Genomic DNA, 12,888 nt, shown 5'->3' with positions numbered 1-12,888 from the left:
TATGCGCCTTTCTGAATGTTTGAAGAATGCGCTTGCAGCAGCGGCGGTTTACAACCCAGACATCCAAGTTGCCCCCGCCTGCATCCTCTGGCCAGACCGCGACCACCAATGGGAAGCAGCCATTCCCGTTTTGCAGGCTGAAATGCCAGAACTGATGGTGTTGGGCGACTACGCACCGGAAAAGCGCACAGGCCCTGCTATATGGCTACGTTATGCCATTTCCGGGTTTGCTAAAGACATTGAATTACCGGAAGGCAAAGCACCAATTTTGTATTTGCCGGGTGTCAGCCGGCAGGACCTTCGAGCGGTGGAAAGTTGCCCGGATGAACTGAAGCCTCTGGCAGAGCTACAGTACCAGGGTGTGATTTGGTCTCAGGTGAACGCCAAGGACTGGACTATTCTGGCGTATCTGAAATCGGACCAAGGTGGCCTGGGCCTCGATGTGGCCCAAGATAACGAAAGCCGCCACGCTATGCAACTCGCGCTATATCGCTTATTAGATGAAGAGGTGGAGCTGCTCGAAGGTAAACGCCTTGATAAAGACTATTTCAACACGCTGCTGACCGGGGGTGATCCGACCCGGGATTTGTTGTTGTGGCTGGACCAGGGTGAGGCCTTTCAGACTGCCCGTGGTGAAAACGAATGGCAGGCCTTTGTTGCGGTGTGTCAGTCGCAGTTGGCATTTAACCCCCAGCAAGACGGCGCTCTGACTGGTTGTACCAAACTGGCGAACCATGAAGGGCCGTGGCAGGCGGTGTGGGATCGCTTCCGTGAAGCTCCAAACCGTTATCCTCACATACCGGATCAGATTCGCAAGTGTCAGCCGCCTACGTTCGATTTGTTCGCTGATGAGGCTGTAGCCGGTGGCTGGCCCCAGTGGAATCAAAGCCAGGAAGATCAACTGCGGCGGGATCTGCTGGCACTAAGCAACGTGCCAGCCCATAAAGCCGGAACGCAGTTGAAGGAGCTTGAGCAAGTTCATGGTGGCCGGCGTTCGCTGGTATGGGCGGAACTGGGCGAAGCGCCCCTGGCGTTAGCGTTGGAGCACTTGGCCTTAATGGCAGACCATGCTCAAACGGTACTAGCGGCCGGTACAGTGACAGATCTTGCCAACGGGTATGCAAGTACGGGCTGGAAAGTGGATGACAGCGTGATGCGTGCGCTAGCCGACGTGAACAGCTCAGAGGATCTCGCAGCAGTGACCACAGCAATCCGGTCCGTTTATCTGCCTTGGATGGAGGACTCGGCGCGTTACCTGCAAAAACATGTAGATGGTGCCAGCTATCCGGGCGGTTCTTACCAGAGCACGCCGCCTTTCCCGGCGACCCAGGGCGATTGTGTGCTTTTTGTGGATGGCTTGCGATTCGATACCGGAAAACGCCTGGCCGAACGATTGGACGCGGCTGGCCTGGAGATTGCGGAAACGATGGTTTGGACAGCGCTGCCAAGCGTGACCGCCACCGGCAAGGTGGCCGTTTCTCCAGTACGGGACAAAATCAAAGGCGACGATACCAGTGCTGATTTCGAGCCGGCTGTGGCCGCGACAGGCCAGTCTCTGAAGGGTGGCTATCACCACAAGAAGCTCCTTAAAGATGCGGGCTGGCGAGTACTGGATCGAACTGATAATGGCGATGGTGAGGGCTACGCCTGGTGTGAGTTCGGCGACATTGATCATGAAGGCCACGACCGGGGCTGGAAGCTGGCTAAACACTTGGACAACCTGCTTCAGGAAGTTCAAACCCGAATTACAGAGTTACTGGCCGCCGGCTGGAAGCGTGTAAGGGTGGTAACGGACCATGGCTGGCTGTTGTTGCCCGGGGGCTTGCCGAAAACGCAATTACCCAGCGTACTTGCCGACAGTAGGTGGGGCCGCTGTGCCGCCCTCAAACCGGGCGTGGAGACACAAGAGCGCTTGTTCCCCTGGTATTGGAACCCAAGCCATTATTTCGCCTTTGCTGATGGTGTGAGTTGTTATAAAAAGGGTGAAGAATACGCCCATGGAGGCCTGAGCCTGCAGGAATGCTTGACATTGCAACTGGTTGTGACCGGCGGCGCAGCATCCCAGGCGGCGATTGAGTTTACCGATGTGGTTTGGAAGGGCCTTCGCTGCACAGTGGCGGTGGAGGGCCAGTTCAAAGGATTGAAACTGGATGTGCGTACCCGTGCAGGGGAAGCGGCCAGCAGCGTGGTGCTAAGCGCCAAATCACTGAAAGAAAGCGGTAGCGTATCGGTTGTAGTGGAAGATGAAGATCTGGAAGGCAGGAACGCCGTGGTGGTGTTATTGGATCATAACGGGGCTCTGGTAGCTCAAACCGACACAAGGATTGGCGGGGGAGATGTCTGATGGAATTGGACAATATTGATAACAAAGCAGTAGCCGCTCTAGACGGTTATCTGGTGCGCAAAGACCTGGTACGAACGTTTAGCCGCCAGTTTCCGGTGCCGACCTATGTGGTGGAGTTTCTGCTAGGGCGTTACTGCGCGAGTACCGACCAGGAAGAGATCGATGAAGGCCTGGAGATTGTTCAGCGGCAGCTCAAGTCTCGCACGGTAAGGGCGGGCGAAGAGGAGCTGTTCAAAGCCCGCGCTAGAGAGAATGGTGAGGTTAAGATCATCGACCTGATCACCGCTCGCCTGGATGCCAAAACCGACAGTTATATTGCGACATTGCCAAGCCTGCGCCTGACCGATGTTCGTATTTCGCCGGAGCTGGTAAATGAGCATGAGCGCATGCTGACCGGCGGTTTCTACGCTGAACTAACCCTCAGCTACGACGCCGCTATTGCCCAGGAAAATAAGGGCCGGCCTTTTGGACTGGAGTCTTTGCGGGAGATTCAGCTCTCCAAGCGAGATGTTTTGGATACCTTGGCAGACGCCCGTAAGAGTTTCACCACAGATGAATGGAAAACCTTCCTGCTGCGCTCCGTCGGTATCGAGATTGAAGGGCTATCCAACCGACAGGTCGATGCCATGCTGTTGCGTATGGTGCCTTTTGTGGAACGCAACTATAACCTGGTGGAGCTTGGCCCACGGGGCACTGGTAAAAGTCATCTTTTCCAGCAGGTTTCACCCTATGCGCACTTGATTTCCGGCGGTAAGGCGACGGTCGCCAAGATGTTTGTGAACAACTCTAACGGTCAGCGCGGGCTGGTCTGTCAGTACGATGTCGTTTGTTTTGACGAGGTTTCCGGCATCTCCTTCGACCAGAAAGATGGCGTGAACATCATGAAAGGTTACATGGAATCCGGTGAGTTCAGCCGTGGCAAGGAAAGTATCCGCGCAGACGGCAGCATCGTGTTGGTAGGCAACTTCGAAGTGGATGTAGAACATCAGCAACGCATCGGTCATCTGTTTGGCCCCATGCCACCGGAAATGAAGGACGATACCGCCTTCATGGATCGTATTCATGCCTTTTTGCCGGGCTGGGATGTGCCTAAAATCAGCAAGGAACTGCTGACCAATCATTTCGGCCTGGTGAGTGACTTTCTTTCCGAATGCTGGAGCCAACTCCGCAATCAGAGCCGCCTCAATGTGATTCAGAACCGGGTGTTCTTCGGCGGAGCTTTATCCGGACGAGACACGAATGCGGTTAACAAGACCATCAGTGGGCTGCTGAAACTGTTGTATCCCGGCGAAGGCCAGGTTCCCGATGAGGATGTTGAGTGGGCGGTGCGGATCGCTATGGAAGCCCGGCGACGGGTGAAAGAGCAGCAAAAACGTATTGGCGCTGCGGAGTTTCGCAACACTCACTTCAGCTATGTGATGGGCGAGGACGGTGTGGAGAAATTTGTATCCACACCCGAGCTGCATAGTGAAAATAGCATCGGCGACGATCCGTTGGAACCTGGACAAGTGTGGACCATCTCTCCCGGAACCGGAGAAGAACACCCAGGCCTTTACCGGATCGAAGTTAATGAAGGGCCAGGGTCTGGTGTGAAAGTTCTCAATAAGCCCGTGCCGCCAGCATTCAAAGAAAGCGTTGGCTACGCCGAACAGAACCTCTATGCCCGGTCAGTTCAGTTGGTGGGTGATAAAGATCCCCGCCAGCACGAATTCACCGTTCAACTACGGGCGTTTGATGCTTCAAAATCCGGAGCCAAACTTGGTATGGCCTCACTGTTGGCGTTGAGCACTGCACTGGTTAAAAAAAGCGTTCGTGGTGGCCTGATCATTGTAGGCGAAATCAATTTGGGTGGCTCAGTAGAGCCTGTGCATAACCCAGTGACCATTGCCGAAATAGCCGTGGAGAAAGGTGCAACTGCTTTATTGATGCCTGTGGCCTGCCGGAGGCAGTTGTTCGATCTTTCCGACGAGATGGCTACGAAGATTGATATCCAATTCTACTCCGATGCCCGAGATGCTCTGATCAGGGCGATGGTGGAGTAAAGCGTGTAAAAAATCTCGGAAAAGCGCGCTATTTTGAGTTTACCGTCTTTTTCAGAAGGTTGTTGCACGGAATATCAGTAGTCCCCTGTACTGAGTATTCAGGCCTCAATTTAACTATGACGATCCGACGTATTTTAGATCGACGATATACGTTCATTCAATTCCAACGGCATTAAGCGTCACAATAGAGTACACCCTTAGGGGATGGTTTGATGTGACACGGAAAAGTGTCACTATTAGGTATAAACTTATTTTTGTGACAGTATCTTTTTTCTAACCACTCTAATGTGACAAAACACTATGCCCCTTATCGGATATGCACGCGTTAGCAGTGCAAGTCAGGATCTCGACATTCAAATCAGAAAACTGACCGACGCAGGCTGCGAAGTCATTCGATCCGAGACGGTGTCTGGCGCTTCGCGCGATGGGCGAGGCGAGCTAGAAACTGTGCTTGAGTTCTTGCGTCGAGGTGATGAGCTCGTCGTTCATCGCCTAGACCGTCTGGGTCGCTCTACCCGTGACGTGCTGAATTTGGTCCATGAGCTGGATGCCCGGGGCGCATCGTTGCGCATTCTTGAGCCCGATATCACGACGAAAGGTGCAATGGGTCGCATGATGATCACTGTCTTGGGCGTGGTCGCGGACATGGAACTGACGTTTATAAAGGAGAGGCAACTTGCCGGCATTGAGGCTGCAAAGCGAAAAGGGACTTATAAGGGCCGCCCAAAAATGGTCGACGAAGCCGAAATCTGCAAACGGATGGCAAGCGGAAGCACTAAGGCCCAGATTGCCAGGGACATGGGTGTATCACGAATGACGGTTTACCGTGCCTTACAAAAGTTGCCGTCTACTGAAAAGATTATGCGCAGCAAATGACCCCGGACATTATTTGTGTCTTACAGCCCCCCCAAGATGAGAGCGCCTGCTGCAGTTGAGGCGTTCTCAGATTTTTTCAGAGTGATGATGCGTCGTAAGACTTTAAGGACGCCTCGCTGCCAGGATATTGCTCAGAGATCTGAATCTTGGTCCCATTTTTCGTATAGGTGATCTCCGCATCGTATTGGCCGTTACGCCAACGCCCCCATTTGCCATCGACCCAACCGGCCCAAATTATTTCGTTACCATCAACCTTACACCGATACCGCCAGGTTGAGTTGTCCACGCTCCGGACATAACTCAATTCGAAAGGCTCAGATGCCTTGTCCACAGAGATGATTGATGGTGACTGAAAGAACATTGTGGCTACTGCGGCTTTGCAGATCTGGCCATCGGAAATTTTGCCGGCTTCTACCGTTGTAGTTGCCTGCACCTTAGTATCAGAAAGCTGATCATCGTTAGCAATGATCGCAGGTCTTTGCAGGCTGCTTATCGTGTAAATCGTGATTTTTTCTGTCCCAGTTTCCGGCAGGTAAGCCCTTGATAGAAGCTCCACTTCGTTTCGGTAATACGTAAATGAAACGCTTTCGCTGGCGCTGGTCCAGCTTGTGGTTTCGGCATCTGGTGATTTCCAGAGCACTTTGTTGCCTTCCAGTTTGCAGCTTTTCCGGTGGAGGCCTCTTTCTCCTAGATCAATTTCGACCACGGCTGGATCACCACTATTGATCACCTTCACGGCTTCCAGCGGGCTATTGAGCCCATTTGCTACTGATGCTCGGCAGGCCAGCGAAACGGGAATAGATTGATCCCCCCTGTATTCGAAGCGGGTTACGGGCTTATCTGATTGCTCAACATTATCACCCGTCGCAGCATTTCCGTTTTGTTTCCGGTTCTCCGCATCGGGACCGATCACGCCAAGAGCAGTGAGTACGATGAGCAAAACAAAAAAGCCACCTATGAACTTCAGGATTCTTAGGCCGCTGCCGGGCCGGCGCTTGTAATAGCGTTTTTTCGCTCCGCAATGGGGGCAGGTTTTCGCCGTGGTGCTTACCGAGCCCTGACATTCACCGCATTTAATCAGTGCCAAAAGTTTGCTCCCTTTCTTTTTGCAGACATGCAGCTTATCGAACTTGTTGTGCGATCCGTTTGTTCAGTGGGCCATTAGAGACACAGCGCTCTCGTAAAGTGCGCCTAGAAACTCAACAACACCGTTTGCGTGTGTGTAAAGCTTGGCCGTGCCGGCTAATAAAGGCTTTATACGGTGGCGGGGTGGTTTCTCTGCGCTTTCCAATCCCTGTGCATGATAGCAATAAATGCGTTGTGTTCGGGCGGGTCCTTCTGGCCCTATGTCTTTGTGCCAGTCGGGCGCTTGCCTTCCTAACATGAGCCGGGTCGGCTTTTACCTCCTAAGCCTCAAGCAAAACACTTACCGTGGTCGGAGTGTCAATGGTGCCGGCTTAGTGGCGACGGACTGAAAGTGCGAGTTAGGTACCGACCCTTAAATCAACCTGATCCTGGCCATTTTTTCGCCCTCGGGCGGCCTGCAGTTCGATTATTATGGTCCGCTCTCGAATCAAGTCGTGTTAAAGCTCAGCCAGGGCACCGAAGATATGGAACCCCAAGCGGCCACCGGAACTGGTGGGGTCGATGGATTCCGCTAGTGACTTTTAGTCAATCTATCACTCATTAAGATCCCAGACTATTTCAACCAAACCTTTCAGTGAGCGGGCCAGCCGGTCCAGTTTCCAGACCACCAGAACGGAGAATGTCGCCCTTTCGAAGAGTGATCAAGCACTGCAACAGCTCAGGTCGCTTCCAGAGCTTGCGGGTAAACTTTTCTTGAAACATCTGATTGCACCGGGCTTCCTCCAGAGCATCGAATTGGAAATCCGGATTTTTGCCTTGGGTACTGACACGCGCATATCCTATGATCATCAAACGAGCCTTTTCTGGTCATAGTTTTTTGTACGTGATTCTTGGACGCAAAAAAATAGGAAAATCGGTGTTTTTGAGGCTATGAAGCGGACGTCCAGAAAACGACCGTTTTATGGACGCCGGGAAAATAACAAGCCGGTTTTGCCACTTACCGTACTAATTTCCATTGGCCACTTAGAATATTACATATTGTTGCGGGAGTAGAAAAAACCTGGAACTTTTGTGCAAGTGTTTATCGGATGGGGGACTCCCTATCCGATGCCGTATCATAGCGAGTCTAAATAAGATGTCACCTCATCCAGTCCCTCTGCAGTCTGCATTAGTTCTCTTGGGCTGCAGTCGAATCGCCTATTGGTTGTCGTCATCCACTGCGACATCGCAGCGTTGTCGTTTCCAGTGATGGCAGATAAACGCTGGTAGATTCGGATTAATTGCAGGGCCCGAAGTCCTGTGCAGCTCGCAGGTTCAATTGCAACGGCTAAAAAAGCTATATCAACGCCTAAAATGGCCGCAAGCTGATTTTCGTTGATGTCTAAGACAACCGCCGCCCGCGAAATTGCTTTAGCCAGCACCTCAGACGGGTTCACAGTGCTTCCTGACATCACACTACTCCTTCTCCATATAGCCATCGAGATCAGTATAGAAAACCTGAGGACGCTGAAGCGCTCTCGCCATAAAAATAACACCGACCGTAAATCGTGAGATAGATATAACTCTTGGAACGCCAACCTTCTAAGCCCGAGTTCCCTAAGTTATCCGATTTGCCAGATGCTTATCACGCGATAAATAATTTTACCGTTTTGAACTGTTAAATGGCGGACTTTGAGGCAAACTTGCTGCCCCGATAGGGTTCTGGCACCCTAATTTGAGCGCTTAACCGTAAATCCGAGACGAGATTGCCAGACAAGGCTCAACGCGAATCTAGTAGGCCGGTCGTAATGTGTATTCGCTTCTTGAGCAATAATAAAGGTGATGTGCGTATTCCAGACCAAGGTTGCCACTGATTCCAGACGAAGCCTGCCACTGATTCCACGCGAAAGCTGCCACTGATTCCACGGCAAAGCTGCCACCCCGGCAGGCTGCCTGACTCACCCCATCGAAACCGTCCGGCGCGGGATAACTTAACGGTACTCTGAGTCTTTTCATCCGGAGAAGACCAGATGCCTGCGAAGAGGTTATCCATGCGTAAGATCAAAGAAGTCCTCCGCCTCAAATGGGAGCGAGGGCTGAGCAACCGACAGATTGCAGCGGCCTGCGGCGTCAGCCGCCCCACGGTCAGCGAGTATCTTCGGCCACAGCGACTTAACCGCCGGCGCCTTCATGGCCAGCGCAGAACTCGCCAAACAACAAATGCACGGCTTCGGCGGCATGCTCAGCATTGATGTAGTCGGCGGCGGCAAAGCCGCAGAATGTGTCGAAGACCACCTGCAAGTCTTCCTGCTAGCCGCAGCCTGGGCGGCGTCGAAAGCCTCGTCAGCCAGCCAATCGCCACCAGCCACTACCGCCTGACACCCGAAGACCGGGCACAAAGGGGAATCAGCGATGGCCTACTGCGATTGTCAGTGGGGCTTGAAGATGCGGGGGATTTGATTGCGGATCTGGAGCAGGCGCTGGATAGTTTAGCGGACTAGCTGAGGCACTCCCGGGGACGGATTTCAAATCCGTCCCCTCTAGATTTTCCTGGGGGACAGATTTCAAATCTGTCCCCTTATCGCTACAAGCGCCTGTTCACGCTTCGAGTGCTTCGAGTTGGATCAGAGGGCTGCCCGTCGCCCCTTGAGGCCCAAAACGGCACAGACGATTCCGATGAGCACCATCACGGCGATTACCCAGGTCGGCACGAAGAAGGTGTGGTAGACGTCCCAGCCGAACAGTTTCAGCAGTTCGGAGAACTGGGTCGTTGCCCCCACCAAGTGGCCACCGATGGTGCCGGTCGTGGCAAAGATTGAGATGCCGATCAACGCCAGCAGCAGCAGTACCCAGCGCCTGGCGCCGTCAAAGGCCGCGCTGCCCGCCCGCCAGACGAGCACGGTCAACATGGTGAAGACACCCAGTGACCAGAGCGCCGTGAGAATGTGGTTGCGAGCCAAGGGGCTGGAGGTGCTGGCTTCGATGGGCCAGACCAGGAGGCCGCTGGCGATGGCAACCAGGGCGGCCAGCAGGCTCAGTACCAGCACCGGCAACAGGGCAGCGCGGCTGAGTTCGGCCATCCGGCCGGGCAGCAGGGCGCCGATCAGGACCATCAGAGTGGCGAGTGCCCAGAAGCCCAGGGGGAAGTGAACAAGCATATGGTGCAAGCCGCTCATGATGGTTCTCCTTTGCGGTTGTTGGAGGTGTTGCGGAAGGCTGGGAGCAACCCGACCATCACGCCGAACATGGCGATCAGTCCGGCGATCAGGGTCAGGATCCACTGGCGGATGATGGCGTCGTTAAACTCCATCTCTACGCCGTAGATCGCCAGCTGACGTTCGCTGTGCCGGGCGCGAACCGGGGTACCCTCGGCGATGTCAGGTGCGCCCGCGTGGGCGCGGCTGACCAACAATGGCCAGTTTACCTGCCCGGGGTAGAAAAGGGTCACCTCCTTCCAGTCATCCGCCCAGTCTGGCGTCCTGCCCTGGAACGGAATAGCCGTAAGATCGGCATCACGCCCCAGGCCCAACGAGACGGGTAGCGAGACGAGGTGCCAGCGTCCCCCGGTAGCGTTTCGGTGTACCGAGAAGGCCGCCGCATAAAGCCCCTGGTCGCGTAGGATCTTGTCGTCCAGTGGATTGCCGGTATCCAGGCGGCGGGAGAGGGTCACATCCCAGTAGCCATCGTTCCAGCGCCCCTCACCTAGCACGGTGATGTCGCCCCGGGAGCCTTCTGTCTGTCGAACGAGCCGGCGTGGGATGACATCTCCGTTCTGCCAGTCGTGGTTGGGATCGAAGTCGATCGCGGTGTCCTCCGCCAGGAAGTAGGGACTGTCGAAGTCTACCCGGCCGGCCTCGATGTCCTCCCAGCGCAGGGCGGCCTGGCCGGCTACTTCCGGATCGAGCATCCACAGCGGTTGGCCGGCATCGCCATCCCAGTTGGTCGTGTAGGGGCTGCGTCCCGCGTCACCGGAGCGTTCCGCGCCGACCCACTGGTCATCGGAAAGGTTCAGCGGGTTGGAGCGATGGCCGCGCCAGTGCCAGAGGTCGAGAAAGTAGCCGGCTTCGCGCTGGGCCTGGAGAGTCTCCGGCGCCTGGCGGCTGGCCCAGTCACCAAGGTCGATGCGAGTGCCGGGCATCGACTTGGTAACCTCTTCCGGGGCCTCGTCAGTGAAGCCAGCGGCCCCAGCCCCGATGGTCATGTAGCCACCGTAGCGGGCGAAGTCTGGCACACTGCCGTCATCGAGCATCATCGCGACGCGATCTTCGTGGAGGCCGTCCGGGTTGGAGCCGGGCACTGCGCTGCCTTTTTTCACCCAGTCGCCATTCTCGTAGACCAGCACGTCATGGAGGATATGCGGGCGTTCGGAGGGCCAGCGGTAGCGGAAAAAGATGTGTGAGTCGCTATAGGCAGCCTGAACCTGCAACGGCATGGTCAGCTCATCGGGGATTGCGATATTGCGCTCCGGGTCGTCCTCAATCACCCCGCTACCCTGGGTGACCCAGGCGAGCCCGAGCGCTATGGGTAGCCCTAGTGCCAGCCAAGGGATGCCAGTCTTGTCTTGACGTGCCATATGTGCTTCTGAATCAGAGGGTGTGGCGAACTTTCAGTGTAGCCTCAAACCGGCGGAATAATATGACATAGGTCATGTCGGGACCTGAATCCCGACTGCTGGAGCGAGCGGCCTAGCGTGTAGTGGTGAACTAAATTTGGTCGCCGCAGCCGTCATTATCTCCGCAGGATGGAGTAGGATTAAATCCTATCTTAATGAGGGAGACCCGTCATGCGTCGCACAAACGGACCTGGAGTTTTCTATGAAGACTGGCCGAAAACGTGACCACTCCCCTGCGGCCCCTGTTTTCAGAGACCTCCAGGGTGCCTGGCGTTCTCAGGGTTACGGCAAAATACTGCTGATAGAGAGCGACCAATACACCCTGTTTGAAGAAACCACCATCAGTTGCCGGAAGCTTTATACAGGCGCCATCGCAGAGCTCAATCATTATTACGAAGATCTGGTAGTATCCGCAACTGAGCGGGCGTTCAGTGCCCATCGTGTTAGCGGCGTGGCGCGCATCGGCTTTCGGCGCCTCAAAGCATTACCGGCGAATGCCACTGCAACCCGGAACCATGCCTCGAAGGATCCGGAATACAACTTCAAAATCTTTTGGAGAACGTTCGACGAGCAGTACGCCTTGTTCGAACTGAAAAGCGTGGCCTGGGACCAAGCGTACCACACCTATCACCCGCAAATTAACGCGTGCAGCTCACGAGAAACCCTGTTTGCAACCATGGCAGCCATGCTGCGGCCGCTGAAGGATGGCCACATCCGTTTGAATACACCCTGGGGCCATTACAATGCCGGCGCTCACCCCGCACTTTACCAGCGGCTGACACAGGAGCTTGAAGATGCCAACGATGACCGGGAACTCGCAAGCTATCTGGGGGATCTGAAAGAATGGCTGCACGATGTGATCCACGAGGACTACCTCGGGAATGGCGTTAGCCATGGCGGCAACCGGCTACTGGTGTGGGGGCACCTCAATGACGCCGCCGATTACCTGAATATCCGGGCCATGGCGGGTCAAAGCGGCAAGACGGGTAGGCCCGCGGCCGACCTGAGCGTTGTTGACAGCGTGATGCAGAAGGTGCTGGCCGATATTGGCGAGCCCACCCAAGGAATCCTTTCCGACACCCTTGAGCGCCACCTGCCAAATGGCTGGCACCTGACGTTATCCAACGAAATCTACCGGGCCTACGATGGCCAGCTGTACGAAGATGTCAGTATCCCGCCCCATATCCGCCTGCAATATCTTGGTCGAAAGGGTCGTGAAGAAGGGAAAGATCCGATGCTGGAGCGGGTGCTTAGGCTCGTTGGCGGATAAGGGGCAATGGGGACAGATTTCAAATCTGTCCCCGGTCGCGCTCACATCTGCCCCTCTTGCACTACTAAGCAGCTCTTTTCCTGTTGCGGCGGGTTTGGTCGCCGAAGCCTGCTAAGAGCCCCATTACGCTGATATCCTCATCCAGCGCGTCCCAATGAATGCCATGTACACTCAATTCAAAACCTTGCCGGCTCACTGGGCCCGCGTGCAGAAGGCTTGGAAACCATGCCAAAGGTGCACCGATAGTTCGCGCATCCGACAGCATTACCCAAAGGTTGTCTTCATCAAACCAGACTTTTTCAGGCGAAATAGTCATGCCATGCATCCTTGTTGCCGGTTGCCAGGGACAGACTTTAAGTCTGTCCCTGGGGTCTGTTGACGTTTCATTACCTCGGCAACCATAAAAACCCACAAACCATGGCGACGCCGCTCTGATAGTTGCGTTTCAATTTGTCATAGCGCGTCGCCAGCCCACGAAAATGTGTCAAGCGTGCAAACGCATTTTCCACCAAATGACGGTGGCGATATAACGACCCATCCATATCCGCATTACCGATGACCGAATTTGACCTTCTTGGAATCACGGCGTTGGCACCTTTGTTTTTAATCTGTTCGCGAATCTTTCCACTGTCACCGAGTTCCATCGACCGAAACAAGAAGGTAAATCTCGCCACGGACA

Annotated in this window: 12 protein-coding genes and 3 pseudogenes; 7 read left to right on the top strand and 8 right to left on the bottom strand. The window is 54.8% G+C overall.

What is annotated here, in order from left to right:
• Position 1 precedes the first annotated feature (1 nt).
• The 3 genes from pglZ (at position 2) to A3OI_RS0105045 (ending at position 5,262) form a co-directional block, all read left to right on the top strand.
• A complete protein-coding gene (pglZ, locus tag A3OI_RS0105055; protein WP_018403231.1) occupies positions 2–2,344 on the top strand; it encodes a BREX-1 system phosphatase PglZ type B in 2,343 nt (780 codons plus the stop codon).
• The gene (gene brxL / locus A3OI_RS0105050) at positions 2,344–4,386 is read left to right on the top strand and encodes a protease Lon-related BREX system protein BrxL (RefSeq protein ID WP_018403230.1); all 2,043 of its coding nucleotides are present in this window, start codon (positions 2,344–2,346) and stop codon (positions 4,384–4,386) included. The genes pglZ and brxL overlap by 1 nt, the downstream gene beginning before the upstream one ends.
• 300 nt (positions 4,387–4,686) lie before the next feature.
• Positions 4,687–5,262 (top strand): recombinase family protein, encoded by a 576-nt coding sequence (locus A3OI_RS0105045; protein WP_018403229.1) that lies wholly within the window; start codon positions 4,687–4,689, stop codon positions 5,260–5,262.
• Positions 5,263–5,338: 76 nt separating this feature from the next.
• Here the strand turns inward: A3OI_RS0105045 and A3OI_RS0105040 are convergent, their stop codons facing one another.
• The 4 genes and pseudogenes from A3OI_RS0105040 to A3OI_RS0105030 all read right to left on the bottom strand — a co-directional run bounded on the left by A3OI_RS0105040 (position 5,339) and on the right by A3OI_RS0105030 (position 7,784).
• The gene (locus A3OI_RS0105040) at positions 5,339–6,349 is read right to left on the bottom strand and encodes a hypothetical protein (RefSeq protein ID WP_018403228.1); all 1,011 of its coding nucleotides are present in this window, start codon (positions 6,347–6,349) and stop codon (positions 5,339–5,341) included.
• A gap of 592 nt (positions 6,350–6,941) precedes the next feature.
• Positions 6,942–7,016: a hypothetical protein gene (locus A3OI_RS24255; RefSeq protein WP_267283281.1), complete on the bottom strand. Its 75-nt coding sequence runs from the start codon at positions 7,014–7,016 to the stop codon at positions 6,942–6,944.
• An 88-nt stretch (positions 7,017–7,104) separates the two neighbouring features.
• Positions 7,105–7,197 (bottom strand): annotated as a pseudogene (locus tag A3OI_RS24250) (recombinase family protein); the annotation flags it as partial.
• A gap of 266 nt (positions 7,198–7,463) precedes the next feature.
• On the bottom strand, positions 7,464–7,784 hold the full coding sequence (locus tag A3OI_RS0105030; RefSeq protein WP_177313685.1) for an MbcA/ParS/Xre antitoxin family protein: 321 nt from the start codon (positions 7,782–7,784) through the stop codon (positions 7,464–7,466).
• A 573-nt stretch (positions 7,785–8,357) separates the two neighbouring features.
• On the opposite strand from A3OI_RS0105030, the pseudogene A3OI_RS21685 reads away from it, so the two are divergent.
• The 3 genes and pseudogenes from A3OI_RS21685 to A3OI_RS23685 form a co-directional block, all read left to right on the top strand.
• Positions 8,358–8,489, top strand: a pseudogene (locus A3OI_RS21685) (helix-turn-helix domain-containing protein); the annotation flags it as partial.
• 28 nt (positions 8,490–8,517) lie between these two features.
• Positions 8,518–8,706, top strand: coding sequence for a hypothetical protein (locus tag A3OI_RS23690; RefSeq protein ID WP_026224009.1), 189 nt, complete (start codon positions 8,518–8,520; stop codon positions 8,704–8,706).
• Positions 8,649–8,828: a PLP-dependent transferase gene (locus A3OI_RS23685; protein ID WP_228702898.1), complete on the top strand. Its 180-nt coding sequence runs from the start codon at positions 8,649–8,651 to the stop codon at positions 8,826–8,828. Before A3OI_RS23690 ends, A3OI_RS23685 begins: the two co-directional genes overlap by 58 nt.
• Before the next feature lie 123 nt (positions 8,829–8,951).
• On the opposite strand, the gene A3OI_RS0105015 is transcribed toward A3OI_RS23685, so the two are convergent.
• On the bottom strand, positions 8,952–9,503 hold the full coding sequence (locus A3OI_RS0105015) for a hypothetical protein (RefSeq protein WP_018403225.1): 552 nt from the start codon (positions 9,501–9,503) through the stop codon (positions 8,952–8,954).
• Positions 9,500–10,900 (bottom strand): ethylbenzene dehydrogenase-related protein, encoded by a 1,401-nt coding sequence (locus tag A3OI_RS0105010; RefSeq protein ID WP_026224008.1) that lies wholly within the window; start codon positions 10,898–10,900, stop codon positions 9,500–9,502. The genes A3OI_RS0105015 and A3OI_RS0105010 overlap by 4 nt, the downstream gene beginning before the upstream one ends.
• A gap of 241 nt (positions 10,901–11,141) precedes the next feature.
• On the opposite strand from A3OI_RS0105010, the gene A3OI_RS0105005 reads away from it, so the two are divergent.
• Positions 11,142–12,209 (top strand): S41 family peptidase, encoded by a 1,068-nt coding sequence (locus tag A3OI_RS0105005; RefSeq protein ID WP_018403223.1) that lies wholly within the window; start codon positions 11,142–11,144, stop codon positions 12,207–12,209.
• Between the two features lie 64 nt (positions 12,210–12,273).
• Here A3OI_RS0105005 and A3OI_RS0105000 read toward each other — a convergent pair whose 3' ends face one another.
• A complete protein-coding gene (locus A3OI_RS0105000) occupies positions 12,274–12,525 on the bottom strand; it encodes a DUF2442 domain-containing protein (protein ID WP_018403222.1) in 252 nt (83 codons plus the stop codon).
• A gap of 70 nt (positions 12,526–12,595) precedes the next feature.
• Positions 12,596–12,888, bottom strand: a pseudogene (locus A3OI_RS0104995) (IS5/IS1182 family transposase); the annotation flags it as partial.

Source organism: Marinobacter gelidimuriae, from assembly GCF_000372805.1.
Taxonomy (GTDB): Bacteria; Pseudomonadota; Gammaproteobacteria; order Pseudomonadales; family Oleiphilaceae; genus Marinobacter; species Marinobacter gelidimuriae.
This window is presented reverse-complemented; position numbering and strand designations above follow the sequence as displayed.